The following is a 25889-nucleotide window of genomic DNA, read 5'->3' on the forward strand; positions in this document are numbered from 1 at the left end:
TGCCTTTTCAAGGAATTGTCGCGCGAAGTTACTTCGCCGGCTCAGTCTTGTTCAGAACCTGGGCGATGGTCGATTTGACCACGCGAATCTTGACGCCCTCGGCGATTTCGACCTCGATCTCGTTATCGCCTTCCTTGACCTTCGATACCTTGCCGATCACGCCCCCCTGAGTGATCACCTGATCACCGCGACGCACGGCATCAACCATGGCCTGATGTTCCTTCATCTTCTTTTGCTGCGGACGGATCAGCAGGAAATACATGATCGCAAAGATTAGGATCAGCGGGAGAAACTGGGCGATTGCGCCACCATCCATGGGACATTCCTTTGTTCTAGTCTTGCGGCACAGTTCCGCAAATTTGGGCGGAACCTATGCTTTGAAATGTCGGTTTGCAAGCAAAGGCGGTCATGTAACTCACCTGAAAACGGGCATGTCCCGGCAACGACGGGCAAAACGTTGCAGATATGTCCTAGGAACATAACCAATACCGGGTATAGTTTATCCGAAGGGGGACACATGACGCGGCCACTCAAACCTTTCCTTTCGTTGCTTTATTTACTGACTGCCCTGTCGGTGAGCGTGTGGCTGTCCAGTGCGGCCTTGTCGCAGGAAGCACCCGCGGAATCCCCCCTGTCCGAGACTGCGGGATCGGACACGTTCATGGCCCCGGTCTTAGTAGACGGGGACATTCTGTTTCAGGTGCGCGGATCAAGCGCCCTGCCTGCTCCGGAGCGCGCCGAGGGCGTAAAGGACAAGATCATTGCGGTTGCGGAAGCGTCGGAAGCACCTTTGGTCGAGATCACATATGAAGAGACCGAGTTTGGCATCTGGATTCTGGCCGATGGCCAAAGAATCTCGATCGTTACTAAAGCTGACGCTGAACTGGATCAGATGGAACTAAGTGTTCTGAGCGTTTTGCATGGCAATGCGATCAAACAATCCATTGAGGCGTACCGAGCCAACCGAACCGATCAGGCGCGCGTTTCCGGTGCTATTGAAGCGGCTGCCTGGACGTTGGGATTTGCCCTGTTTGTTGTCACTATCCTGTGGCTGCACCGTCGGATCAGGCGTCGCACATTGAAGCTGGTAAAACGCTACTTAAAGGATGTCGAAACGGCGACAGCCAAAAGCGTTCAGGCCGAAGCAATCGCGGCCCTTATCCGCTATGGTCTGAACTTCGTGCTGCTGATCATCTTCTTTCTCGGTTTCTACTATTACCTGTCCTTTGTTCTTTTGGCATTTGCGGAAACCAGATATTTCGCACAGCTTCTGCTGACCTATCTGACAGAGCCCGTGCTGCTTATCTTCCGGGGCATCCTCAGCTATATCCCCAATCTGATCATGCTGGGCCTGATCACATGGGTGACGTTGTACATCACAAAAGGGCTGCGCGTGTTCTTTGATGCGGTCGAAGCAGGTTCGTTCGAAATGGGTGATTTCGAAAAACACTGGGTCAACCCGACGTTCAACATCGCCCGTGTCGTCGTTATTTTGATCGCGCTGGTGTTTGCGGTTCCCTATATTCCGGGCTCAGATTCTGCCGCGTTCCAGGGGTTGACCATTCTGGTTGGCGCCATGCTGTCTTTAGGCGCGAATTCAGTCGTGTCCAACATGCTGGCCGGGCTGTTTGTGATTTACCGCAGGTCTACCTCAATCGGCGACCGTATCCAGATCGGGGACCACATCGGCGATGTGGTTCAGATAAAACTGATGGAGACCCACCTGAAGTCGATCAAGAACGAGCTGATCTCGATCCCCAATGCACAATTGATGAACTCAGATGTCGTTAACTTTTCAAAGAAAACCAATGGTGACGGACTATTATTGCACACGACCGTCGGCATCGGCTACGAAGAACCCCCTGAGAAGGTAGAGGCGATGCTGATCGAGGCCGCCAACCGCACCAAAGGTATCAAGGTCAATCCCGAACCTTTTGTGTTGTGGACCGCGTTGGCCGATTACTCGATCAATTATCAGATCAACGGCTACACCACCCGTGGCAGCATCATCCCCAAAATCCGCTCGGACCTGCATCGAAACATTGTCGCTGTATTTAACGAGAACAATGTGCAGATCATGACGCCTTCTTATGTGGCCGACCCGCCCGAGCCAAAAATACCGGCCGGGGCATGGGATGGCCACCTGACGCATGAAACCCACGAAGACGCTGATAAGTCGTAACCGGTGCTACACCCTGCCCTGCAGATGGTGCATAAGCGGGTTCAGTGATTCACGCATTCAAGGATCTGAGACATGCACGACATCCGCGCCATTCGCGAAAACCCTGCCGCCTTTGACGCCGCCCTAGCGCGCCGTGGGGACGCGCCGGTGTCGTCAGATCTGCTGAGGCTGGACGAAAGCCGGCGTGCCAAGATTCTGGCTGCCGAAACTGCACAGGCCGAACAAAACAAGGCCAGCAAGGAAGTCGGCGCTGCTAAGGGACGCGGCGACGAGGCTGAATTCGAACGCCTGCGCGCGCTTGTCGCCGAGAAAAAGGCCGAAGTCGCCCGGATGCAGACCGAGGCCAAGGATCTGGATGCCTTGCTGACCGATCAACTGGCCCGCATCGCCAACCTGCCCGCCGATGACGTGCCGCAAGGCGCGGACGAAAACGACAATGTCGAAGTCAACCGCTGGGGCACCCCGCGTGATTTCAGCTTTGCACCGAAAGAGCATTACGACATTCCCGCCGTCGCAGCCGCGATGGATTTCGAAACCGCCGCTAAAACAAGCGGCAGCCGGTTCGTGAATCTGTCCAAGGGGGTTGCCCGCATCCACCGCGCGCTGGCCCAGTTCATGTTGGACACGCATATCGACAAGAACGGTCTGACAGAAATGCAGACACCGGTTCTGGTCCGGGATGAGGCGATGTATGGCACGGATAAATTGCCTAAATTCGGCGACGACAGCTATCAGACGACCAATGGCTGGTGGCTGATCCCGACCTCCGAGGTTACACTGACCTATTCAGTGGCTGGTGACATTCTTGAAGAGTCTGCCCTGCCCATCCGTATGACCGCCCATACCGTCTGTTTCAGGTCCGAGGCCGGAAGTGCAGGCAAGGACACCGCAGGGATGCTGCGCCAGCACCAGTTCGAAAAGGTCGAGATGGTCTCGATCACCCATCCCGACGCGTCAGATGACGAGCAAAAGCGCATGTTGCGCTGCGCCGAGGATCTGCTGGAACAGTTGGGTATTCCCTATCGCACTGTTGTTTTGTGCACCGGTGATATGGGCTTTGGCGCGCGCCGCACTTATGACATCGAAGCTTGGCTGCCCGGACAGGACACCTATCGCGAGATCAGCTCGGTCTCGACCACAGGTGCGTTTCAGGCGCGTCGAATGAATGCCCGTTTCCGGCCAGAAAGTGGTGGCAAACCCGAATTCCTTCATACTCTGAACGGTTCCGGTCTGGCTGTCGGGCGTTGCCTGATCGCTGTTCTGGAGAATGGGCAGAATGAAGACGGAACTGTTTCGCTGCCCGAGGTACTTGGCCCCTATCTGGGCGGCAAGCTGACCCTGCAATCGGACGGTTCTTTGGCCTGACAAACATAACCGGCGCCGTCGGGCACCGGTAAGGACATCAGCAGAAGGCGAAGAAGTTTACTTCTTCGCTTTTTTCTTGTCCTTCTTCTTTCCGCCTTTCTTGCCGTCCTTCTTTTTCCCGTCCTTCTTGGACTTTTTGTCCTTGCTGGATTTGGCTTTCACTTTGTCCTTCGCCTTTGAAAAGGCGGCTTCCATCTCTTTACGCTTCTTCGCGGCTTTTTCAGCCTTGGCCTTGGCTTTGGCCTTTTTCTTTTCCGCAGCTTCGGCTTTTTCGGCCGCTGCTTTTTCTTCTGCCGCCTTGCGTGCGGCTTCCTCGACCCGTTTCTCGGCTGCGGCTGCGGCGATTGTTTTGCGGGACGCGGCTTTGCGTGCGGAAGGCCTGCGTACCGCCGGAGTCCGGGCCGCAGTTCGGCGTGTTGTTGGCTTCGCAGCAACCGGATTTGCAGCAACGGCTTCTTTGGCAGATGCAATCAAAACCAACGCGCGCGCCTCACCGATCCGAGGGACCTTGACCAAATCAGCAGGAGCGGCCTTGGCTATTGCCTCGGCGGTCTTGAAGCCATTGGCAACAAGGGCCTGGCCAAGCGCCTCCCCTACACCTTTTATTTCGGTCACTGCGGTCATTATGGGTCCTTTCTGTGTCGTTCTATAACTTCGTATATACACCGGATATACGAAGCAGCAAGCAGCGTAGTGATAACCCCTGTTCTGCCAGCTTAGTTATGGGCAAGACTAGCGGCTCGGTTGTCTCTCGGAAAGGGTACAAGGCGCTTGGCATCTTCGTCCCATAGCTTCAGGTTCAATGCGGCCACGGCCTCGGGAAACTTAATCCGGCGCGGGGTGTATTCCGGCGGCAGGTTATAATGGCAGGCACGCAGGCGATATGATGGGATACGCGCGTTGAAATGGTGGATGTCGTGCAACGTGATGCAGGCCACAGCCATATCGAACCACCATCCGAAATCCAGTGCGGATGATCCCTCAAGCGCTGCTGTCTGAGGGTTCAGATCGGGGCGGCGATCCCAATAGGTATCTTCGAAGTTGTGCTGAAGATAAACAAGGAAGACGCCCAGCATTCCACCCAAAAAGGAAAACACCAACCAGACCCAAATGCCGGTCATACCCGCAATCAGATACAACAATCCTAGAAACACGATGATCGACAGGTTGTGCAACACCACACCTTTAGCGCCAAAACGCACCGTGTTCTTGGGCCAACGGTATCGGATGAAGTAGGTGAACAACGCGCCGACCGGAACCAGGATGAACGGATTGCGATACAGCCTGTAAAACAAACGCGTTTTCCAATCAGCCGCATTCCACTCTCGCAGAGTCATCGTATGAATTTCACCTGTCTCGCGATGTTCAAGATTTCCGATGCCCGCATGGTGCAGATTGTGGTTCTGCTTCATCACCTCGAACGGGGCGAAAGTGAAGGGAGACAGGCCATGCCCTGCCCATTCGTTTTGAATCCGTGTTTCAAACAGAGAGTGATGCCCGCAATCATGTTGCAGCACATAAAGCCGTACTGCGGCAAAGGCGAACACGATCCCGGCGGGTATCATGATGTACCAGCGATCAACAAAGGTGATCGCAAGGGTCAGCGACGCAAAATACACCGCAAATGTGCCAAAATAACTTGCCGCGGCCAATCTGTTGTCCTGCACCGCGTAATGTCTTGTATATTCCCTCAAATCCATCCAGCCGTCTCCTTACGATGGCCGTTCAGTTTTCTGTTCAAATCTAGGTGCGGCTAGTCCGCATGCAAGCAGTGCGTGCCCAAACAAATGCACACGCATGAATGCTAGCGCGGAGAACAGAAACTGTCACGCCCCCGTGAGGTAAGATGCTGAAAATTGGCGCAGTTACGCGCGGCCCTTGAGATGCTTGGCCAGCGCGCCCGCATTTTTCTTGCGCCGACCCTTATATGGGTTCTTGTCGCCCTGCCCGCGCAGCGTCAGGCGGATTGGGGTGCCAGGCATGTCAAAGTCCTGACGCAACCCGTTGACCAGATAGCGGGTATAGCTTTCGGGCATCTTATCGGGATGAGAACACATCACAACAAAACCCGGCGGCCGCGTTTTCGCCTGGGTCATATAGCGCAGCTTGATGCGGCGGCCCTGTGGGGCTGGCGGCGGGTGTTGTTCCAGCATGGCAGTCAGCCACCGATTCAACGCCGCGGTTGGCACACGGCGGTTCCAGACGTCATGGGCGCGCAGGATGGCGGCGCGCAATCTCTCAAGCCCGCGACCCGTTTTCGCCGAGACGGTAACCAGAGGGGCCCCGCGCAGCTGCGGCAGCAAGCGATCAAAGGCATCTTTCAGTTCCCGCAGCTTTTCCTGCTTGTTTTCCTCGACGTCCCACTTGTTTACGGCAACAACAACAGCCCGGCCTTCGCGTTCGGCCAAATCGGCAATTCTCAGGTCCTGTTGTTCAAACGGAATGGCCGCGTCCAGAAGTACGACGACAACCTCGGCAAACTTCACCGCGCGCAGACCGTCTGACACCGAAAGCTTTTCCAGCTTTTCCTGTACTTTTGCTTTCTTGCGCATTCCTGCTGTGTCAAAGATCCGCATCGGAATGCTTTCTCCGTCCGGGTCGGCCCAATCGATCCGCAAGCTGATAGCGTCACGGGTGATCCCGGCCTCAGGCCCGGTCAACAGGCGGTCTTCGCCGATGATCTTGTTGATCAGCGTGGATTTGCCCGCATTCGGACGGCCAACCACGGCCACCTGCAACGGCTTGGCAGAGGTGATCAGGGGCATTTCGCCCTCACCGTCTTCATCCAGCTCAATATCAGTTTTTGGGGCTTCTTCGACCTGCTTTTCCTCGGCTGCATCGGCCAAAGGCATAAGCCGAGCATAAAGATCTGTCATCCCTTCGCCATGTTCACCAGAAAGACGCACAGGTTCACCCAGACCCAGATTGTATGCCTCGAGCACCCCGGCATCCGCTGCGCTGCCTTCGGCCTTGTTGGCCGCAAGGATTACATGCTTGGACCGTTTGCGCAGGATTTCTGCAAACATCTCATCCGTGGGCGTCAGCCCGACCCGCGCATCGATCATGAACAGGCAGACATCGGCCATGTCTACCGCGCGTTCGGTCAGACGGCGCATCCGGCCCTGCAAACTGTCATCTGTCGCGTCTTCAAGTCCGGCCGTATCGATCACGGTAAAGCGCAGATCGCCCAGACGCCCTTCGCCCTCGCGCAAGTCACGCGTCACACCGGGCTGATCGTCGACCAGCGCCAGACGTTTGCCTACGAGGCGGTTGAACAATGTGGATTTGCCCACGTTCGGGCGCCCCACGATGGCGAGGGTCAGCGACATGATACTCTACTTTCAAGACTCAAGTTGCGCCCTTTAACGCATCTTGCCGTCAACGGAAAGCGTGTAGATCACCTTTGGTCGAAACAACATACAGCGTCTGCCCGGCCACAACAGGGGATGCTGTCGCGCCTCCGGGAACCTCAGCCTGATGAACCAGTGTTCCGTCAACTGGATTGAAGAACCGCAGAAACCCGTCGTTGGACGCAACCACAATACGACCCCCGGCCAGAATTGGGCCGTAATGCGCAAAGATCGGTCCCCGGCGGCCACGCTTGTCCTTGACGAAGCCCGGCAGATCCTGCGCCCAGATGACAGACCCGTCCGCCGCGTTCAGACGCACCAGCTGGCTGCGATCACTGATCAGGAAGATGCTGTTGCCCGCAGGCCAGACCGTATCGACCGCACCTTCGTCTGCTGTCCACCGGCGCTCACCGGAAGCGGCATCAAATGCGACGGTCCGGCCCGAGTGATTGCCGATGTAGATACTGTTGCCGACAACCATCGGACCACCAGTCACATCGACGATTTGCGCCGCGGCGCGCCCGCGACGCCCCCCTGCAACAGACGCGTTCCAGCGGCGGATACCACCGCGGCGGAAAGTGGCCGCCACGTCACCCGAGCCAAAGGCAAATACCGCCAGATCAGATGCGATTGCAGGCGCAGGCGCACCCAGAACGTTCCCGACGCTGGGTGTTCCTTCGAATTGCCAGGCTATGCGTCCGTCCTTGGTGTTTACAGCCCAGCCGGTTTCGTCTCCGGCCACCACGTATAACAGGCCATCATTCACCAGCGGGGCGCCGCTGCCGGTCGCTTCCAGGCGTTTTTGCCAACGCACGGCACCCGATTTGGCGTCCAGCGCGGTCAACCGACCGAACCCTGACGACACATAAAGGACGCCGTCGGCATAAGCCAAACCACCCCCTGTTGCATCCGAGTCGCCATCACTTGGCGGGATCAGATCGGTTTCCCATGCCAACTGCCCCTGCTGGGTGACCGCTGAAACCGTCGCCCCTGAATCCAGTGTAAAGATCAATCCGCCCGCAACCACCGGCTCGGCAGTTATGCGTTGCTTGCGCGAGTCGCCCTGCCCGATCGAAACAGACCAGATCCGTTGTGGTGTTGCGCGCAAAGCAGCATGCGTGGTTCGGTATGCGGACGTTCCCGGACTTTGTGACCAGTTGGCGTTGACCTGTTGCGCCGGCAGGCTGATCGGTTGCGAGCCGCGCTTTTCGACCGTTTCCAGATCTGAAACAGGGCGAATATCCTCGCGTTCACCGGGCAGAATGGCTTCGGGCGGTTCACAGGCCGCAAGTGCTGTCAAGGCCAGAGCCGCAAAAGGCAATCCCGTACGGGAAAAAAATCTTGTTACCATGATATTCCGAACTCGCCTGTCGTTAAGTCTTTTGTCCCGCCTGGTCAGCCTTGCTGCGCCACCAATGGTTCAGGTTCCCCACCCAAAGCAATGATCATTTGCGCCGCGCGCTGTTGCAGATCGATCCCAACCTCTGCATCCTGCCGTAGCGCCTGCAATCGATCCAGCGCAGCATCGACATTCCCCTCGGCCACGTCAATCAGAGCCAACTGCTCTTCCGCCAGCAGCCGCAGCGGCGCTCCGGGGGCCGCCAACGCCTCGAACTGTTGCCGCCGGTCGGCGGCAGGCAAGGTATCGCCTTGCAACAGCAGCGACTTGAAGCTTGCAATCGCGCGGTAAATCTCGGGCAGGTCGCCCTGAACGGCAACCGCGTTCAGGCTGGTGACCGCGTCCTCTCGGGATCCGGATTCGACCTGTGACGCAGACAACAACATGTCCAGCACGGCTTTCCCGCCCGGTGACATCGCCTCTGCCTGTGCAAGACCAGCAGCCCTTGCCGCCGGGTCATTTTCGGACAATGCAGCAAGAATCGTGTCACCCAATAACTGAGCTTGCGCCGTGTCCCGCGCCTTGCGGTATTCATTGAAAGCGGCACCGCCGACGATCAACACGACGGCGACGACACCCACCCAGCCCCAGCGACGCAGCAACAGATAGATCCGGTCACGGCGCACCTCTTCGGTGACCTCATCAATGAAACTGTCTATATCGCTCATCCAAGCCCCCGGGCTGTCTATCTTGTATTAGTGCGCCATGTCATACCCCGGCACCAACGCCAAGCCAAGGGTCCGAATATGCGCATTTTCACCGCTTTGCTTCCCTCTTGCGAAAAAATGCAAACCGAACTATTCAGTTCAGTATGGAAAAGATGCCGAACAGACCCCATTTCATGGCGTGACAGCCCAAGTATTAATGGCGCAGATTCTTAGGAGAAACACTTTATGCGTTTGATTTCATTCATCAACGCCCTTCTCGTGATTGTTGCACTGTATTTTCTGGTGTTTGAACGTGACACCTTGTTCGCCTTTGCCGGACGCGGTGATGCCGTGGAAGCAACACAAGTCGAAGCCACGGAAACCGAAAACTCCGATATCTCTGCCGTGGGCGTTGTCGCCGTGCGCTCGCAAGCGCGCGAAATTGACAGCGCCGTGCTGCTGCGCGGGCAGACGAAGGCGAACCGGCAGGTCGAAGTGCTTGCGGAAACCACGTCCACCGTTGTCTCTGAGCCCAAACGCAAAGGTGCGTTTGTTGAGGCGGGCGATATATTATGCGAACTTGACCCCGGCACGCGCCCGGCACAACTGGCCGAGGCCATGGCGGGCAAGCTGGAAGCCCAAAGCCGCATTCCCGAAGCCGAAGCACGCCTGATTGAGGCACATGCGCTTGTGGCCGAGGCCGAGATCAATCTGACAGCCTCACGCAAGCTGGCTGAAACCGGATATGCGTCGGAAACCCGCCGGATATCCAGCGAAGCTGTGATGAGCTCTGCAAAAGCCGGTGTGAAATCCGCCGAAGCCGGGCTGGAGGCCACGCGCGCGGGCATCGAAGCCGCCGCAGCAGCAGTCGAGGCCGCACAGCGAGAGATTGGCCGCCTGACCATCAAAGCCCCCTTCAAAGGTTTGCTGGAAAGCGACACCGCGGAACTGGGCAGCCTAATGCAACCCGGATCGCTTTGCGCGACTGTCATTCAACTGGACCCGATCAAGCTGGTCGGCTTCGTTCCCGAGACCGAGGTCAACCGGGTGCTTGTCGGGTCCGAGGCTTCGGCAACGCTTGTGACCGGTCGGCAATTGGGCGGTCGGGTCACGTTCCTCAGCCGGTCAGCGGACGAGACAACACGTACATTCGAGGTGGAAATCACCGTTCCGAACCCCGACTTGACCATTCGCGACGGTCAGACAGCCACCATCCTCATCGCGGCTGAAGGTACGAAAGCCCACCTGCTGCCGCAATCGGCGCTGACACTCAGCAACGAAGGTCAATTGGGTGTGCGCACAGTTGGTGCAGGCAATGTGGTTGATTTCATGCCGGTCCGCATTTTGCGCGACACAGCCGAAGGAGTCTGGATCGATGGCTTGCCGGAAACGGTTGATATCATTGTGGTCGGGCAGGAATTCGTGATCCGCGGTGTTACCGTTGCACCAACTTATCGGGAAGCCTCGCAATGACGGGTATCGTCGCATGGGCCGCAGGCAGGGCCCGAATGGTAATGGCGTTCATCGCCATTTCGCTGGTCGTAGGCGGCTTTGCCTATGTCTCGCTTCCGAAAGAGGGTGAGCCGGATATCGAAATCCCTGCCCTTTTCGTTTCGGTGCAGTTTCCCGGGATTTCAGCGGAAGACTCAGAAAACCTTTTGGTCAAGCCGATGGAGACCGAACTGGCGGATCTCGACGGGCTCAAGGAAATGACGTCGACTGCGGCCGAAGGTTATGCCGGGGTCGCGCTGGAGTTTGAATTCGGCTGGGACAAGACCTCGATCATGGCGGACGTGCGCGATGCCATGAACACGGCCCAGGCTGATTTTCCCGAAGGTGCGGAACAATACTCGCTGACGGAAATCAACTTTTCCGAGTTCCCGATCGTCATCGTCAATCTGACCGGTGCCGTTCCGGAACGCACAATGGCCCGTGTCGCCAAGGATTTGCAGGACGAGCTTGAGGCGCTGGATTCCGTTCTCGAAGCGGGTATCGCGGGCAATCGTGACGAGTTGCTTGAGGTCGTTATCGACCCATTGCGGCTTGAAGCATACAACGTGACCGCAGACGAGCTGATCAATGTCGTGCGAAACAATAACCAGCTGATCGCGGCAGGCGAGGTCGAAACTGCCCAGGGTACATTCTCGGTCAAGATTCCATCGTCGTTCAAAACGGCGCAGGATGTTTATGGCTTGCCGATCAAGGTCAATGGCGACCGGGTTGTAACGCTGGGTGAGCTTGCGCAGATCAACTACACATTTGAAGATCGCGAAGGTACCGCCCGCTTCAACGGCGAGGCGACCGTCGCGCTGCAAGTTGTCAAACGCAAGGGCTATAACCTGATCGACACCGTTACGCAGGTGAAAGAAACCATAGCTCAGGCCAAGACCAAATGGCCGCCCGAGCTTCAGGCCGCGGTCGAGCTTGGAACGTCGAACGACCAGAGCCGCATTGTCGGTTCGATGGTCAGCCAGCTTGAAGGCTCGGTTCTGACCGCAATCGCTCTGGTGATGATCGTGGTTCTGGCCTCTTTGGGTACGCGGGCAGCGCTTTTGGTGGGCTTTGCAATTCCGACCTCATTCCTGCTGTGTTTTGCATTTCTGGCGGTCATGGGCATCAGTATCTCGAACATTGTGATGTTCGGCCTCATTCTGGCCGTAGGGATGTTGGTCGACGGTGCCATCGTGGTCGTGGAATATGCTGACAAGAGAATAAAGGAAGGCGTCGGCCCGATGCATGCCTATGTTGAGGCGGCCCAACGCATGTTCTGGCCCATCGTATCCTCGACCGCGACGACGCTATGTGCCTTCCTGCCCATGCTCTTCTGGCCCGGTGTTCCGGGCGAATTCATGGGGATGTTGCCCGTCACGCTGATCTTTGTTCTGTCGGCGTCGCTGATTGTGGCGCTGATCTACCTGCCGGTCATGGGCGGTGTTTCGGGGCGTCTGAGCCGCGTTTTCGACCGGTCTTCGAACTGGCTCCGTGCGCGTACCCGGTGGTGGGTTCGGGCAGTGATGGTGCCCCCGTCGCTTTATATGATCTTCCTGGGTGCGATGCAGGTTCTGAACCCTGACTATCTACTGCCCGGAGGAGTGGTCGCTGGTGCCCTGCTGTTCCTGTTCGGGGCCTTTGCCGGGTCTGTAACACTGAGCGCGGCCAAGTTCGAACGGGCGGAAGAAAACCACGTCCACACCGCTGACGAACACACACCTTTCGGGCATGTGATCCGGTTCCTTGTCGGAAACCCGATCATGCCGATCGTGTCGCTGGCGGCAGTTTTCTCTGCCGTGTATTTTGTGACCTTCGTCTGGTTCCCACAGGAATCAAGAGGAGTCGAATTTTTCGTTGAAAGCGAACCGGAACAGGCAACAGCTTACGTCCGTGCCCGTGGCAACCTGTCACTGGCTGAAAAAGACAAGATGGTCCTGCAGGCCGAACAGATCATTGGATCTCATCCGGCGGTAATCAACGTCTTTTCCTTTGCCGGCGAAGGCGGTCTTGACCAGAATACCGGCGGCGCGCAGGCACCGGCGGACACGGTGGGGCGGGTCCAGTTTGAAATTATCCCATGGGAAGATCGTCCGAACGTTTCGGAATCCGCTTTGTGGGGATTGTTTGAGCGCCACTTTGTGGCACCCGAATATGATGGCGATTACGTAATCGGCGATCTTAACGCCAAACTGGCGACAATACCCGGTATCGTTGTTGAAATCCTGGCATTGGAACAGGGCCCGGCCTCGGCCAAACCGGTTCACCTGCGTATCAAGGGGGACGGTTGGGACGAATTGAGATCGGCCACCGTCGCCGCGCGCCAGGTCTTTGACGAAACGCCGGGGCTGATCAAAACCGAAGATACCCTGCCCCTGCCTGGTATCGATTGGCAGATCGATGTCGACGTGGCCAAAGCTGGTCGGTTCGGCGCTGATGTAGCCACTGTTGGTGCCATGGTGCAGCTTGTGACACGCGGCATCCTGTTGGGTGAGATGCGCCCAGACAATACGGATGAAGAGATCGAGATCCGTGTCCGATTGCCGGAAGAGGATCGCGTGCTGTCGACTTTGGATACGCTCAAGGTCCGCACTCCGGACGGGTTGGTTCCGCTGTCGAACTTCGTGACCCGGGAACCCGTGGCCAAACTGGCCCAGATCAACCGTGTCGACCAGCAACGTTACTATGACGTCAAAGCGGATGTTGAACCGGGTCTGAGCAAGGTTGTGACCAAAGGGCCGGACGGGAAAGAAGAACGTCTAGCTGTAATGCGCGAAGTGACCGACGTCTACACTCCAACCGGCACCGTGTTGGACGGCGACGTAGGAAAGTCCTACGAACTGGTTCAACTGACCGGTGCAGAGAATATAGACCAGCTACGTAGCGTGATTGACGCGGGAGACGCGCAGTTCGCCCTGATCAACCCGAATGAGCGGATCGCAGTACTGACCGAATGGCTGGAAACCAGCCCCTTCGCCAACTCGATCAGCTGGCAATGGACCGGTGATCAGGAAGAACAGGAAGAATCCGGCGCATTTCTGGTGAATGCCTTCATGGGTGCTTTGGGGCTGATGTTCGTAATCCTGCTCGCCCAGTTCAACTCGTTCTACAATTCGGTGTTGGTGCTGTTGGCGGTTGTTCTTTCGACCACCGGGGTTCTGATCGGCATGATCGTGATGGAGCAACCCTTCTCGATCATCATGACCGGCACCGGTATCGTTGCTCTGGCAGGAATTGTTGTGAACAACAACATTGTTCTGATCGATACCTATCAGGAATACAGCGCCTATATGCCAAGGATCGAGGCAATCGTCCGCACCGCGGAATCGCGTATCCGCCCGGTTCTGCTGACTACGTTGACCACGATGGCAGGTCTGACCCCAATGATGTTTGGGCTTTCGCTGGACTTTATCAATGGCGGCTATTCCATCGACAGTCCCACCGCTCTGTGGTGGAAACAGCTGGCCACAGCGGTTGTCTTTGGTCTTGGCATCGCCACTGTTCTCACCCTGATCGTGACGCCGTCGCTTCTGGCGCTGCGTGTATGGGTAACGACTTACGCTGTCTGGCTCAGCCGCGGGCTTGCCCGTATGACCGCGGGGCGGTCCAGTAAGATCGCGCAGGACATGGCTATTGGTCGCTCGGCCCGCAAACTACAGGCGACCGAGATTGTGTGGGATGAGCCGCACCAATCCGAGACCGGTTTGCAAGACGAGCCCACGGATCAAATTCCTGGATCGCCGCTAAAAGCCGCAGAATAAGAATGAAAGGACCGGGATTTCCGGTCCTTTTCGTTTTCTGTCGTCACAGTCGGGACCAGGTCTGGTGCGCGCAAATCGAATGTTCACAGCCTTTGACCATGAGCTTGTCACCCTGCAACGTCATCTGCGGAACAGCATCAACGTCGATCAGGGGAACCCAGAACTCACCCCCACCATATTTTCCGCCGCCTTCGCTCGACACGTCCCAGAACAGCTTTTTCCCGATATTCGGCGTTTGAACTTCTTTGCCGGAAGAATCAAAAGCCGAAAGTATCGTGCCGCAGAACTTGTCCGCGCAGGCGGATATCTGGATATGCGAGATCAGGTTCTTTCGATCAGGTTCGGTCTTCCACACGCCCTCAATCGGGTCAGCCGCGACCATAGCCGGGAGAAGAACCACAACGGCTACAGATACTAATCGTCTTGCTAATCCATTGATCATGGCGTCCACCTACATGCACGGCGCATCCTAGCACATTCCGCAGGGCAAGATGAGCCCCTCAGGCGGCCTCACTGTCGGATTGCTGGCGGTTCCACAGTTGAGCATATCGCCCGGACCGCGCCAACAGCTCGTCATGGGTGCCCTGTTCGATGATCTCGCCAGCTTCCAGAACCACGATCCGATCAGCCTCGGCAATGGTGCTGAGGCGATGGGCAATCGTGATCACGGTCCGCCCTTCCCCAGCGCGCGCCAGCGCATCCTTGATATCCTGTTCCGTGTCGGTATCCAGGGCCGAGGTCGCCTCGTCCAGCAACAGGATCGGAGGGTTCTTCAGCAATGTCCGCGCGATGCCAACCCGTTGCTTTTCGCCGCCGGACAGTTTCAGGCCGCGCTCACCCACCATGGTGTCGTATCCGTCAGGCAGCGAAGTGATGAAGTCATGAATCTGGGCGGCACGGGCTGCGGCCTCGACATCCTCCGGGGTGGCATCGTCGCGCCCATACGCAATGTTGTAGCGAATGGTGTCGTTAAACAGCACCGTATCCTGTGGCACAACGCCGATCGCGGCATGCAGGCTGGTTTGGGTCACATCCCGAACATCCTGCCCGTCGATCTTCAGCGCGCCTTTGGTCACGTCATAAAACCGGAACAACAGCCGCCCGATGGTCGATTTTCCAGACCCCGTCGCCCCTACGATCGCGACCGTCTGTCCGGCCGGAACCGTCAAGGAAACACCCTTGAGGATTTCCCTTTCAGGGTCATAACCAAAATGCACATCTTCAAGTGTTACCTCGCCACCATTGACCGCAAGGTCGGGTGCATCGGGGTGATCGATGACTTCGGCGGGTTGTTCGAGCAGATCAAACATCTGCCCCATATCTACCAGCGATTGCCTGATCTCGCGATAGACCGTCCCCAGGAAGTTCAATGGAACGGTAATCTGGATCATATACGCGTTGACCATGACAAAATCGCCCACGGTCAGGTTTCCATTCTGAACGCCAATTGCGGCCAGAACCATGACTCCGATCAGGCCGCAGGTGATCAGGAAGGATTGGCCAAAATTCAAGAACGCCAGCGAATAGGCGGTTTTCAGCGCCGCCCCGGCATAGGCTTTCATCGACACGTCGTAACGTGCAGTTTCGCGGGATTCCGCGTTGAAATACTTGACGGTTTCGAAGTTCAGCAAACTGTCAATGGCGCGCTGATTGGCTTCAGTGTCCTGATCGTTCATCTCACGCCGCAGCTTTACCCGCCATTCGGTCACGGTAAAAGTGAACCAGATATATAGGCCTATGGTGACGGCGACGACCACCAGATACCAGACGTCGAACAACCACATCAGTATGATCGCAACCAGCAACAGCTCAAGGATCAGCGGCCCGATTGAGAACAGCAGGAAGCGCAGCAGGAATTCCACGCCTTTGACGCCCCTCTCGATGATACGGCTCAGCCCGCCGGTGCGGCGCGAGACGTGATAGCGCATGGACAGGTTATGGATATGTCGGAACGTCTCCAGCGCCAGCGCCCGCAAGGCCCGCTGTCCAACAGGGGCAAAGGCGGCGTCCCGCAATTGCTGGAACCCAACCGTCATCATGCGCGCCACGCCGTAGGCAACCGTCACACCCACTGCGCCCAGCGCTAGCGGCGGCACGCCTTCACCTGCCAATGAGTCAACGGCGCCTTTGTAAAGGATCGGTGTATAAACCGCGATCAGTTTGGCCAGAACCAGCATCGCCATGGCAATAACCACGCGGCGCTTTACCCAAACCTCGTCCTGCGGCCAGAGGTAGGGCGCAACCTTGCGGATTGTGCGCCAGCCTGAACTGCGCCCGCCGCTCTGCACCCCGTCATTCGAGGCCATCGGAGATGTTCGTCTCATCACGTACCTTGTCTGCGGTCAGAGAAAGGCTCTGGCCCGCGACGGGCCAGCGCGTTGATTATTCCGGTATCGTAAAGATTTGCCCCGGATAGATCAGATCCGGGTCGCGGATCAAGTCGCGGTTGGCTTCGAACAGGCGCACATACAGGATGCCATCGCCAAAGCGGTCACGCGAGATCGCCCACAGCGTGTCGCCCCGCTGCACAGTGACCGACCGGATTGCCGGGGTGTCCTGCGCCGCCGTTCCGTCACCGCCACCTGATGCTGCTTCCAAAACTTCAACAGGCTCGCGCTTGAAGGGGGTTTCGACCCGGCTGAGGACCTTCCCGTCCGTGTTCACCGCGTCAACACGCAACGTGTAAACACCGGGGTCGATGCCGTCCAGATCACTCCGCCAGGATCCATCCTGTTCCGGAGCGAGGTCGGCAACCAGACGATTGTCCAGATACACCCTGATGGCCGCGCCGTCCTGTACTCGCCCGGTCAACTGGACATCACCGGTTTCAGAATACCCGATGGTATCCAGCGCGACCTGTTCCGGCGGGGTATCCCGAACCACGGGCGGCTGCACGAGCTCAACGCCTTCTTCGCCCGACCGCAGTACCGCGATCTGCTGACCAGTTTCAGTTGTCTCTACTGCTTCGTCGGCAACCTGCGTTTCGCCGGTATCCGGCGCGGTCGCTACAGGGTCTGATGTTTCGGTCTCAGCAGGAGTTTCGGTCTCTGGGTCGACCACTGCAGCGGCTATTTGTTCATCACTCTCGGCTGTTTCGCCCTGATCGGCAGCATCAGTTTGCTGCGCAACCGGCTCTTCTTCGACCGGCTTGGGCAGGGCGGCGATCAGATAGTCATCAGACCGGGTTGTTTGCCCGCTGCTTTTGCTGTGCAGGACTAGCCCCCGTGCGGCATCGCTGAAGGGGATGGAGACGAACTCGGCGAATTGCCCGCTGCTGTCCACCGTGAATGTGTGCACGGTTTCACCGTTCAGCAGAACCTCAATCTGGCTGCCCGGCTCGGCGTCACCTGACAAAAGCGCCGTTCCGTCTGCTTCAACAAAAATCTGATCCAAAACCGGGGGGGCCACGGGTGCCGGTGCATTCTCTTCCGTCGGGGCCGCTGCAGGTTCTGTGTCTGGAACCACATCTGTCGCTGCAGCCGTATCTTCAGCGGGTTCAGCGGTTGGTGCCGCATCCGGTGTTACGGCGGCCTGCTCAGCTGGTTCTGTTGTGGTGGTTCCTGCGGGCGCTTCGGCCACTTGTTCCTGCGGCTGTGTGGCCGCAACAGATGCGGGTTCCTGCGGTGCGCCCGCCTCAGGCTCCGGCGCTTTGGTGAAAGCGCCGGACAGATACACACCCCCAACGCCCAGCACGGCAACCAGACCCGCAATCACACCCCAGACAAAATTGCCCGAGCTTCCGTTTCCCGATTTGGCGTCCATTGTTTTCCTTTCACCCCACCGTACAAAAGCTTTGTCTTCAAAAGCCTTCCAGCGGACAGTTGAGCCAATCTATCAATCCCGCTATCACGGGTCAAAACCTCTGACACAACCCCGGAGCCTCTCTTTCATGTCTCAGAAATCCGTCTGTGTGTATTGCGGGTCACGCAATGGGGCCGAGAAGGCTTATTCTGAAACCGCACGACAATTTGGAAACCTGCTTGCACAGGAAGGCTGGCGACTTGTTTATGGCGCTGGGGATGTCGGGCTGATGGGAGAAGTTGCCCGTGCCGCGCAACAGGCCGGTGGCGAGACCTTTGGCGTCATTCCGGTACACCTGGTCAAACGAGAGGTCGGCAAGACCGACCTGACCCATTTCGTGATCACCGAAACCATGCACGAGCGGAAAAAGGTCATGATCATGAATTCTGACGCCGTCGTGGTCCTGCCCGGTGGGCCAGGATCACTGGACGAGCTGTTTGAAGCGCTGACCTGGCGGCAGCTGGGCTTGCACGACAAACCCATCGTGATCGTCAATGTGAACGGCTATTGGGACGCGTTGAAAACCCTGTTGCACCAGGTGATCGGCCAAGGATTTGCAGATCGGTCACTGGGCGACTTTGTTATCTGGGCTGAGGATGCGGAGACAGCGATGACAGCCCTGCGCGACAAGCTGAGGTAAACCCGGCAGGTCGCGTAGGTGTTTGACCGAACGCTGCGGTGCATCGTTGCCGCACATATGCGGGTAAGAAATGGGGCTGGTCGATTTGGCGAAGCCTCAAGCCTTTAGGCAGACAGTTCGATGACCGTGATCTCGGGGGTCACACCAAAGCGAACCGGAAGGATGGAACATCCGATGCCGCCGGACACAACCAGATCACGCCCACCTTCGCGTACATGCCCATAGGCATATCTGTTGCCGTATTTAGAGGGCACGATCGGCGACCAGCCAAACAGGCGGATCTGACCGCCATGCGTATGACCGGACAGCGTCAAGGCCACCCTGTCGGGCACTTGAGGGAAGATGTCGGGTTCATGCGCCATCATCACAACCGGGGCGTCGTCGGTGATTTGTGCCAGTGTCCCCGACAGATCATCCAGCCCCTGCGGTTTACCGTTACGCCAGATCGCAAGCTGATCTTCAAGACCCGCCAACCAGATACCAAGAGCTTCTAGCTTGATGGCGGCATTCGACAAAACCGTAATTCCGCTCTGTTCCAGCGCATCGACATATCGGTTGGGGCCAGCACCACGGCGCTGCGCCTGCCGGTCATCCCACCAGTCGTGATTGCCAAGTACCGCAAAGACGCCGTTCTTGGCCTCAAGCTTAGCAAGAACCGGTGCCAGATCGTTCATTTCGACAGGACGTGAAACGCCTTTGTGGCTTGCGAAGAAATCACCCAGAAGCAGGATCATATCCGGCGCAAGCGCATTCGTGCGCCGTACCACCTGTTTTATTCGGTCCAGCCCGACCAAAGGCTCGCCCAGATGCAAATCGGCCAGCACGGCAATCCTGATCGGTGGCGCTGTCCAATCCTCTCGGCGGACGCGCCATTTTCGCACGCGCAGCCGTAGGGCGGGTTCGATGAAAAACCCGTAGACTGATGTGATTAGGCCTACCAGCGTCACCGCCAGCAGGCCCTTGATAAACCAGCGTCGGTTCAATTCATTACATCCGCGACGCGACGTTTTCCCAGTTCACCAGATTGTCGAGGAAGTTCGACAGGTAAGCCGGACGCTTGTTGCGGAAGTCGATGTAGTATGAGTGTTCCCAAACGTCACAACCCAGCAGAGCGGTTTGGCCAAAGCACAGCGGATTCACGCCGTTTTCGGTCTTTGTCACGGCCAGCGAACCGTCAGTATTCTTGACCAGCCACGCCCAGCCCGAGCCGAACTGACCGGCACCCGCCGCACTGAACTGCGATTTGAATTCGTCAACCGAACCAAAGCTTTCGGTCAGAGCTTTCTCAAGCTCACCGGGCATGGCGTTGTCGCCGGGGCCCATCATTTCCCAGAACTGGTTGTGGTTCCACAGCTGGCTGATGTTGTTAAAGATACCGTTCTGCGCGACGGCATTTGCGTCGTATGTGCCAACGATGATCTCTTCCAGCGACTTGCCGTCCCATTCGGTGCCGGCGATCAGCTTGTTGCCATTGTCGACATAGGCTTTGTGGTGCAGATCGTGGTGATATTCCAGTGTTTCCGCGGACATACCCTTGGCTGCCAGCGCGTCATGTGCATAAGGAAGATCAGGAAGTTCAAAAGCCATGTCGGCCCCCTGTTTAAATTTGAGTTGCGGTTCCCAAGGTTAAATGCTTTGGCAGCCGCCGCAGGTCAAGGGCCGAGACAAGAAAACCCGGAGGCAGGCGATGCTGACACAGGCGCGCAAGATGTTCTACCGCGCCCGCGGTTACTATGCGGGCAACCTGAACGGCGAGCCGTTTCGTCTGGACCCTTATCATTCAAAGTTCTGGCGTAAAGCCTCCACTGGCCAGTGGGAGCCTGAAACCTTTGCCGTGATGGACCAGTATCTCTCGCCTGAAAACGATTACTTGGATATCGGCGCATGGATCGGGCCCACAGTTCTTTATGGTGCGCGTAAGGCACGCCATGTCTGGTGCTTTGAGCCCGACCCCACAGCGTTCCGTCACCTGGCTTGGAACCTCGACCTGAATGACATTCATAACGTTTCCGCTTTGGGTGTCGCACTGTCGGATAAGTTCGGTGTCGCCCGCATGGCCTCGGTTCGTGGAGAGCCCGGAGATTCTACCAGCTCCCTTCTGCACGACGGCGCGCACGGAACCGATACCCTGACGATTGCCTGGGATCAGTTCGCCGCAGTGAACGATCTGTCCGCCGTGTCTTTGGTGAAGATGGATATCGAAGGTGCCGAATTTTCCGTGCTGCCGACGCTGGTGCCATGGCTGAAGGAACAGCGCCCAGCCCTTTATCTTTCAACACATGCGGGACTGTTGGATTCGAAGACGCGGTTGGATCGTATGGAGGAATTGGCAGAGCTTCTTACATTTTACCCAACCTGCCGAACCAGTGAAGCGACCGGAACCGGATCACAGTGCTTTACCGACGCCTCCGCACTCTCCGGGTTCAAAACTTTTTTGCTAACCGGTTGAAACCCTCGAACAGAGATTCAACCGATCTGCCTCTCAGTACAAACTCGGCGACGAGACGGGCTTACACGCCCCGCTGCCGCTTGGTCGGTTTGACGCGTTCGCTTGCGGGAAACTGGCGCGGAGCTTTAAGTTGCTGGTATTGGGATCGAATGTTGCCGTGTAAGCAACCCTGTAGCTACCCGACACTTTAGCCTGTAGGGTCAAGTGCCAAGACAAATGATATTCACCATTTCGCGTTACTTTGAATTTCGTGTTAGCCGGGGTTTCTGGGGAAATGCCTGCTAGTTCATTCGAAGCGCGTATTGCACCATCGAAAGCTCGGGCGCGTTTGTTTTCGCTATCCACACTCAGATAAACCTTGGGAGGAATCCATCCCCTTCCTTCAATGCTATGGAGATCACATGCGTAGTTCTTGACATCAGCCTGCGCAGTCGCCGCAAACATCCCGGCGATCAGAACAAAAACAGAAAGCTTCATCATACCAATCCCACGTTTCAAGAGGCCGGTACCACGATTACTTTGCATTTGCCTTTCGCAAAGCCGTCACGTGGCAGGTAGCTGGAAGTGGAGGTAGACTTAACAATGGCTTTCATTGTGTTCCGATTCAGATTCAGCGTAAATGTTAAATTTAGCAGGTCAATCGCATCGTATCGCGATTCATTCGTCGCGTATGTTCGCCCACTGGCTGTATAAACATAATTCTGTGCGCCCCATCCAATCAAAAGCACTTTTGGGGAGTCGCGTTTCACTTCACCAGTGCTGAACTTGGTGTCAATCTTGGGGATGTCTACTTCCTGCAACAACGCTGAACGGCCAAGCCTATCTATTGAGAAGACCACGCGCTCAGGGGTCGGGCGATTAGCAATACCTTTGCCAAAATTACATTCAAAGCTTTCTTTGTACGTTTCGGAAATAGCAACTGCGGGGAATGCAATAACGATCGAGGCGCAAAATGCGACTGCCTTGATAAAATTCATTAAACGTCAAACTCCTGTATACTTTTTTGATTAGCTTTAAAACACTTAGAGTTCAGGCTGTCCACATGCAGTACGCGAGTTTTAGTTAACTTTCTCTGATTATGAGTGTGACGCTCACAAATTCAACACTGAACCAACGGAAAGCACTAACTTACAGATTTTGTATGGTAGGCTGTAAGCGTGAAAAAACCGCCCGCATATCGCGAACGGTTCAATTCTAACGCGCAATAGTTTTGGTCAGTAAACGCCAACCTCACTGCCCGGTTGCGCCGCAACCTTCAGCAGTTTGAAAACGTAATCCGCAGCCGAACGGAAGCAGACCACGCGGAAGGTTTCGGCATCGTCCATCCAGAACGCACCTGCCACTTGCGCCAGGCGCGAGCGGCGGATTTGGCCGGGTTGGAAGGCCTCGGTCGACAGATCAACCGGGGTTACTTTGCCCAACACTTCTCGTGCGCTGGCGCCTGATATCGTGAAGACCGCGCGGGCATCCGAGACGTTGACGGCCAGTGCGTGAGTTTTTCCCAAAGCTTTGATCATTGCGGCCAGTTTGGCCTCGACCTCGGCATAAGGGACCAGCACCAGCAGCTCGTCCGGTGACATCCAGCATACGCCGGTATCGCCGCTGACCAGCGCCTCGCGCTGACCGGGCACATTCTGCCCAGTCGCGTCCTTGACGGCCTTGGCGAGGCTTTTGTCGGACAAGTCGCCGCGCAGAGTGATCATACCTTGCAGGCCACATTCCCTGATATTGGCGATGCCATCATAGCTGGCGTGGTTCAATGCGCTGATGGGTTCAGACATTCTGCTTCTCCCCGTCCTTATCGAAGAAGATCGGGTCCACGATCTTGGCTTTGTAGGTTTTGCCGTCGGTGCCCGGGAACTCGACCACGTCGCCCATCCGGTCCGGGCCGTGCTTGATCAGGCCCATAGCGATCCCTTTGCCGAGGTTCGCTGAGTAATAGGTCGAGGTGACACGCCCGATCATGTTGCGCTGACCATTGGCATTCACGCCCTCGCCCACTGCATATGCGCCATCAGGCAGAACAGAACCATCCACAGTCTCAAGCCCGACCAGTTTCCAGCGCTCGGGGTCCGCCATATGGCTGCGCAAATGGGCGCGTTTGCCAAGGTAGTCTTCTTTCTTTTTCGACAGCGCCCAGTGCAGCCCAAGATCCTGCGGGATCACGGTGCCGTCGGTCTCGTCGCCGATCATGATAAAGCCCTTCTCGGCCCGAAGAATGTGCAGACATTCGGTTCCGTAAGGCATCACACCGAATTCCTTGCCTGCTTCCATCAGGGCATCCCAGAACGCCTGACCCTGCGAGGCGGGAACGGCGATCTCGTAGGACAACTCGCCCGAGAACGAGATGCGATAGGCGCGGCAGTCGAACGCGCCGATCTTGCCATCGCGCCATTCCATGAAGGGCAGCGCCTCGCGGCTGACGTCCATGCCGCCCAGCTTTTCAAGAACCTTACGGGCATTGGGGCCGACTACAGCGACCTGAGCATATTGCTCGGTCACGTTGGCGACATAGACTTTCCAGTCCCACCATTCGGTTTGTAGCCATTCTTCCATGTGACCATGGATACGCTCGGCCCCGCCGGTGGTGGTGTGGCACAGCCAGGTGTCCTCATCGATGCGGGCGACAACACCGTCGTCGATCAGAAAGCCGTTTTCCGAACACATCAGGCCATAGCGGCATTTGCCGACCTTCAGCGTGGACATCATGTTGGTGTACAACATGTCCAGAAACTTGCCTGCGTCAGGGCCTTTGACGATCAGCTTGCCCAACGTCGAGGCGTCCAGCAGGCCAAGGTTTTCGCGGGTGTTCTTCACCTCACGGTTCACGGCGTCATGCACGGATTCACCGGGGCGGACATAGGCGTACGTCCGGCGCCAGTGGCCGACCGGCTCCCAATCGGCGCCGTTCTTGTCGTGCCAGTTGTGCATTGGTGTCTGTCGGATCGGCTGGAACACTTCACCCCGCGCTTCACCGCCGATTGCGCCCATCGAGATGGGTGTATAAGGCGGGCGGAAGGTCGTGGTGCCGACCTTCGGGATTTCGGACTCCAAAGCATCAGCAAGAATTGCCAAGCCATTGATGTTGCTCAACTTACCCTGATCCGTCGCCATACCAAGTGTGGTGTAACGCTTGGTGTGCTCAACGCTCTCATAGCCCTCGCGCGCAGCTAGTTGGACGTCCGAGACTTTGACGTCATTCTGGAAGTCGAGCCAGGATTTCATGCGCAGCTGGATTTCTGCGTTTGCTGGCATCAGCCAGACAGCCTCCATAGGAGCTTCTGCAGTGGTTTCGCCAACAGGAGCCTTGATGTTTTTCGGCTTGAAACCTGCGGCCTTGGCTGCGGCTTTTCCCGCCGTGTGGGCGTCGGTCAGAACATCGCCCAGCGCCAACGCACCATTCGATGCCCCGGCGGCCAGAACAAAGCCCTCACCGTTTGCGCCCAGCGGCGGGCGCGAGGGATCGGGGCGGAAAAAGGCATTCGCGTCATCCCAGGTCAGCTTGCCACCGCAATGAGACCACATATGAACGACCGGCGACCAGCCGCCCGACATGGCCACTGCATCTGCTTCAACCTCTTCACGTGCGCCGCCAACACCTTCCTGGTTGCAGATGGCGACTTTTTTGACGCGCTTGCCGCCCTTGACCTTGGCAATGGCCTTGCCCGGATCAACGCGGATCCCCAACTGGCGGGCTTCCTCTGCCAAAGGTCCAGCCGTTGCCCGTGCGTCAACAATACGCAAAACATCCACACCCGCTTGCTTCAGCGTAATCGCGGTGCGATAGGCGTCGTCATTGTTGGTGGCGACGATGACACGCTCGCCCGGGGTGACACCCCAGTTCACGGCATAATCGCGCATAGCAGAAGCCAGCATCACACCCGGAACATCGTTACCAGCAAAGGACAACGGGCGTTCAATTGCGCCGGTTGCAGTCACAATTTGCTTGGCACGGATACGCCAGAGGCGGTGGCGCGGGCCTTGCACGCCCGGCGTGTGGTCTGTCAGGCGTTCATAGCCCAGCACGTAACCATGGTCATATACGCCCGCACCCATGCAGCGGGAGCGCATGGTGACGTTGTCCATTGTTTCGAGTTCGGAAACCAATTGCTCCACGAACTTATCCACAGGCTCATCATTGACCGTGCCGCCGTCAACCGGAGCGCGACCGCCCCAATGTGCGCTCTGCTCAATCAGCAGAACCTTGGCACCCGAAGCTGCTGCCGCCTTTGCCGCCTGTAGGCCAGCCACGCCGCCACCGATGACCAGAACATCGGTGAAGGCATAGAAGTGCTCATAGGTATCGGCATCGCGGCTGTCCTTGTCGGGCGCTTTGCCCAGACCGGCAGACTGACGGATGAACGGTTCGTAGACATGCTTCCAGAACGGTTTGGGGTGGATGAACATCTTGTAGTAGAAGCCAGCCGGCAGGAACCGGGCAAAGGCTGTATTCACTGCCCCAATATCAAAGTCCAAGTTAGGCCAATGGTTTTGCGAAATCGCAGTCAGACCGTTGAACAACTCGGTCGTGGTGGCGCGCTGGTTCGGTTCAAACCGGTTGCCCTGCCCCAGCCCGACCAGGGCGTTCGGCTCTTCGGCGCCGCTTGCAACGACACCGCGGGGGCGGTGGTACTTGAACGACCGGCCCATCATCATCTGATCGTTGGCCAGCAGTGCCGAGGCAAGCGTGTCGCCCTCATAACCCTGCATCGAAGTTCCATTGAAGGTAAACGTGACCTTTTTCGACCGATCAATCAGCCGGCCTTGTTTTGCGAGACGGGTGCTCATTGTGCGGACCTTTCGCGGG

The 25889-nt window shown here is 57.2% G+C and carries 21 protein-coding genes; 6 read left to right on the plus strand and 15 right to left on the minus strand.

The genetic code is table 11. From position 1 onward, the window contains the following. Positions 1–28 precede the first annotated feature (28 nt). Positions 29–316: a preprotein translocase subunit YajC gene (gene yajC / locus ACR0BK_RS03790; protein WP_209503494.1), complete on the minus strand. Its 288-nt coding sequence runs from the start codon at positions 314–316 to the stop codon at positions 29–31. 201 nt (positions 317–517) lie between these two features. Between yajC and ACR0BK_RS03795 the strand changes: the two genes are divergently transcribed. Both ACR0BK_RS03795 and serS read left to right on the plus strand, forming a co-directional pair. Next, complete coding sequence (locus ACR0BK_RS03795; RefSeq protein WP_480553802.1) at positions 518–2182, plus strand: mechanosensitive ion channel family protein; 1665 nt, start codon at positions 518–520, stop codon at positions 2180–2182. A gap of 72 nt (positions 2183–2254) precedes the next feature. Beyond that, complete coding sequence (gene serS / locus ACR0BK_RS03800) at positions 2255–3547, plus strand: serine--tRNA ligase (protein ID WP_480553803.1); 1293 nt, start codon at positions 2255–2257, stop codon at positions 3545–3547. Positions 3548–3604: 57 nt separating this feature from the next. Here the strand turns inward: serS and ACR0BK_RS03805 are convergent, their stop codons facing one another. The 5 genes from ACR0BK_RS03805 to ACR0BK_RS03825 all read right to left on the minus strand — a co-directional run bounded on the left by ACR0BK_RS03805 (position 3605) and on the right by ACR0BK_RS03825 (position 8964). Continuing rightward, positions 3605–4171 carry a helix-hairpin-helix domain-containing protein gene (locus tag ACR0BK_RS03805; RefSeq protein WP_480473421.1) on the minus strand — a complete coding sequence of 189 codons (567 nt, stop codon included), beginning with the start codon at positions 4169–4171 and terminating at the stop codon, positions 3605–3607. A gap of 92 nt (positions 4172–4263) precedes the next feature. Continuing rightward, entirely contained in the window at positions 4264–5247 is a 984-nt protein-coding gene (locus tag ACR0BK_RS03810) for a fatty acid desaturase (protein ID WP_480473422.1), read from the minus strand. 165 nt (positions 5248–5412) lie between these two features. Then, on the minus strand, positions 5413–6876 hold the full coding sequence (der, locus tag ACR0BK_RS03815) for a ribosome biogenesis GTPase Der (protein WP_480517523.1): 1464 nt from the start codon (positions 6874–6876) through the stop codon (positions 5413–5415). Positions 6877–6925: 49 nt separating this feature from the next. After that, positions 6926–8248 carry a PQQ-like beta-propeller repeat protein gene (locus tag ACR0BK_RS03820; protein WP_480473424.1) on the minus strand — a complete coding sequence of 441 codons (1323 nt, stop codon included), beginning with the start codon at positions 8246–8248 and terminating at the stop codon, positions 6926–6928. 44 nt (positions 8249–8292) lie between these two features. Further along, positions 8293–8964: a hypothetical protein gene (locus ACR0BK_RS03825; RefSeq protein WP_480473425.1), complete on the minus strand. Its 672-nt coding sequence runs from the start codon at positions 8962–8964 to the stop codon at positions 8293–8295. Positions 8965–9189: 225 nt separating this feature from the next. On the opposite strand from ACR0BK_RS03825, the gene ACR0BK_RS03830 reads away from it, so the two are divergent. Further along, on the plus strand, positions 9190–10416 hold the full coding sequence (locus tag ACR0BK_RS03830; RefSeq protein ID WP_480553804.1) for an efflux RND transporter periplasmic adaptor subunit: 1227 nt from the start codon (positions 9190–9192) through the stop codon (positions 10414–10416). After that, entirely contained in the window at positions 10413–14192 is a 3780-nt protein-coding gene (locus ACR0BK_RS03835; RefSeq protein ID WP_480553805.1) for an efflux RND transporter permease subunit, read from the plus strand. Before ACR0BK_RS03830 ends, ACR0BK_RS03835 begins: the two co-directional genes overlap by 4 nt. Before the next feature lie 43 nt (positions 14193–14235). Here ACR0BK_RS03835 and ACR0BK_RS03840 read toward each other — a convergent pair whose 3' ends face one another. From ACR0BK_RS03840 to ACR0BK_RS03850, 3 genes are read right to left on the minus strand one after another with little or no spacing between them, the layout of a single operon-like run. Further along, entirely contained in the window at positions 14236–14634 is a 399-nt protein-coding gene (locus ACR0BK_RS03840; RefSeq protein ID WP_480473428.1) for a DUF2147 domain-containing protein, read from the minus strand. 58 nt (positions 14635–14692) lie between these two features. Further along, positions 14693–16516, minus strand: coding sequence for an ABCB family ABC transporter ATP-binding protein/permease (locus ACR0BK_RS03845; protein ID WP_480553806.1), 1824 nt, complete (start codon positions 16514–16516; stop codon positions 14693–14695). A gap of 58 nt (positions 16517–16574) precedes the next feature. Continuing rightward, positions 16575–17954 (minus strand): LysM peptidoglycan-binding domain-containing protein, encoded by a 1380-nt coding sequence (locus ACR0BK_RS03850; protein ID WP_480553807.1) that lies wholly within the window; start codon positions 17952–17954, stop codon positions 16575–16577. Positions 17955–18081: 127 nt separating this feature from the next. Here ACR0BK_RS03850 and ACR0BK_RS03855 point away from each other — a divergent pair, with 127 nt between their 5' ends. Then, entirely contained in the window at positions 18082–18633 is a 552-nt protein-coding gene (locus ACR0BK_RS03855; RefSeq protein WP_480553808.1) for an LOG family protein, read from the plus strand. 104 nt (positions 18634–18737) lie between these two features. On the opposite strand, the gene ACR0BK_RS03860 is transcribed toward ACR0BK_RS03855, so the two are convergent. After that, positions 18738–19616, minus strand: coding sequence for a metallophosphoesterase (locus ACR0BK_RS03860; RefSeq protein WP_480553809.1), 879 nt, complete (start codon positions 19614–19616; stop codon positions 18738–18740). Between the two features lie 4 nt (positions 19617–19620). Then, positions 19621–20220, minus strand: coding sequence for a superoxide dismutase (locus tag ACR0BK_RS03865; RefSeq protein WP_480553810.1), 600 nt, complete (start codon positions 20218–20220; stop codon positions 19621–19623). Between the two features lie 100 nt (positions 20221–20320). Here ACR0BK_RS03865 and ACR0BK_RS03870 point away from each other — a divergent pair, with 100 nt between their 5' ends. Then, positions 20321–21082 (plus strand): FkbM family methyltransferase, encoded by a 762-nt coding sequence (locus ACR0BK_RS03870; protein WP_480517537.1) that lies wholly within the window; start codon positions 20321–20323, stop codon positions 21080–21082. Positions 21083–21115: 33 nt separating this feature from the next. On the opposite strand, the gene ACR0BK_RS03875 is transcribed toward ACR0BK_RS03870, so the two are convergent. The 4 genes from ACR0BK_RS03875 to ACR0BK_RS03890 form a co-directional block, all read right to left on the minus strand. Then, positions 21116–21562 (minus strand): hypothetical protein, encoded by a 447-nt coding sequence (locus ACR0BK_RS03875; RefSeq protein ID WP_480517539.1) that lies wholly within the window; start codon positions 21560–21562, stop codon positions 21116–21118. 14 nt (positions 21563–21576) lie between these two features. After that, the gene (locus tag ACR0BK_RS03880; protein WP_480517541.1) at positions 21577–22059 is read right to left on the minus strand and encodes a hypothetical protein; all 483 of its coding nucleotides are present in this window, start codon (positions 22057–22059) and stop codon (positions 21577–21579) included. A 237-nt stretch (positions 22060–22296) separates the two neighbouring features. Then, a complete protein-coding gene (locus ACR0BK_RS03885) occupies positions 22297–22863 on the minus strand; it encodes a sarcosine oxidase subunit gamma (RefSeq protein ID WP_480553811.1) in 567 nt (188 codons plus the stop codon). Continuing rightward, positions 22856–25870 (minus strand): sarcosine oxidase subunit alpha family protein, encoded by a 3015-nt coding sequence (locus ACR0BK_RS03890; protein WP_480553812.1) that lies wholly within the window; start codon positions 25868–25870, stop codon positions 22856–22858. Before ACR0BK_RS03890 ends, ACR0BK_RS03885 begins: the two co-directional genes overlap by 8 nt. Positions 25871–25889 lie beyond the last annotated feature (19 nt).

The sequence above is a fragment of the Ruegeria sp. AF1 genome, assembly GCF_056542125.1.

Bases quoted from the DNA above. Each gene is read 5' to 3' on its own strand.
- yajC (WP_209503494.1), bottom strand. From the start codon at position 316: ATGGATGGTGGCGCAATCGCCCAGTTTCTCCCGCTGATCCTAATCTTT.
- ACR0BK_RS03795 (WP_480553802.1), top strand. From the start codon at position 518: ATGACGCGGCCACTCAAACCTTTCCTTTCGTTGCTTTATTTACTGACT.
- serS (WP_480553803.1), top strand. From the start codon at position 2,255: ATGCACGACATCCGCGCCATTCGCGAAAACCCTGCCGCCTTTGACGCC.
- ACR0BK_RS03805 (WP_480473421.1), bottom strand. From the start codon at position 4,171: ATGACCGCAGTGACCGAAATAAAAGGTGTAGGGGAGGCGCTTGGCCAG.
- ACR0BK_RS03810 (WP_480473422.1), bottom strand. From the start codon at position 5,247: ATGGATTTGAGGGAATATACAAGACATTACGCGGTGCAGGACAACAGA.
- der (WP_480517523.1), bottom strand. From the start codon at position 6,876: ATGTCGCTGACCCTCGCCATCGTGGGGCGCCCGAACGTGGGCAAATCC.
- ACR0BK_RS03820 (WP_480473424.1), bottom strand. From the start codon at position 8,248: ATGGTAACAAGATTTTTTTCCCGTACGGGATTGCCTTTTGCGGCTCTG.
- ACR0BK_RS03825 (WP_480473425.1), bottom strand. From the start codon at position 8,964: ATGAGCGATATAGACAGTTTCATTGATGAGGTCACCGAAGAGGTGCGC.
- ACR0BK_RS03830 (WP_480553804.1), top strand. From the start codon at position 9,190: ATGCGTTTGATTTCATTCATCAACGCCCTTCTCGTGATTGTTGCACTG.
- ACR0BK_RS03835 (WP_480553805.1), top strand. From the start codon at position 10,413: ATGACGGGTATCGTCGCATGGGCCGCAGGCAGGGCCCGAATGGTAATG.
- ACR0BK_RS03840 (WP_480473428.1), bottom strand. From the start codon at position 14,634: ATGATCAATGGATTAGCAAGACGATTAGTATCTGTAGCCGTTGTGGTT.
- ACR0BK_RS03845 (WP_480553806.1), bottom strand. From the start codon at position 16,516: ATGAGACGAACATCTCCGATGGCCTCGAATGACGGGGTGCAGAGCGGC.
- ACR0BK_RS03850 (WP_480553807.1), bottom strand. From the start codon at position 17,954: ATGGACGCCAAATCGGGAAACGGAAGCTCGGGCAATTTTGTCTGGGGT.
- ACR0BK_RS03855 (WP_480553808.1), top strand. From the start codon at position 18,082: ATGTCTCAGAAATCCGTCTGTGTGTATTGCGGGTCACGCAATGGGGCC.
- ACR0BK_RS03865 (WP_480553810.1), bottom strand. From the start codon at position 20,220: ATGGCTTTTGAACTTCCTGATCTTCCTTATGCACATGACGCGCTGGCA.
- ACR0BK_RS03870 (WP_480517537.1), top strand. From the start codon at position 20,321: ATGCTGACACAGGCGCGCAAGATGTTCTACCGCGCCCGCGGTTACTAT.
- ACR0BK_RS03875 (WP_480517539.1), bottom strand. From the start codon at position 21,562: ATGATGAAGCTTTCTGTTTTTGTTCTGATCGCCGGGATGTTTGCGGCG.
- ACR0BK_RS03880 (WP_480517541.1), bottom strand. From the start codon at position 22,059: ATGAATTTTATCAAGGCAGTCGCATTTTGCGCCTCGATCGTTATTGCA.
- ACR0BK_RS03885 (WP_480553811.1), bottom strand. From the start codon at position 22,863: ATGTCTGAACCCATCAGCGCATTGAACCACGCCAGCTATGATGGCATC.
- ACR0BK_RS03890 (WP_480553812.1), bottom strand. From the start codon at position 25,870: ATGAGCACCCGTCTCGCAAAACAAGGCCGGCTGATTGATCGGTCGAAA.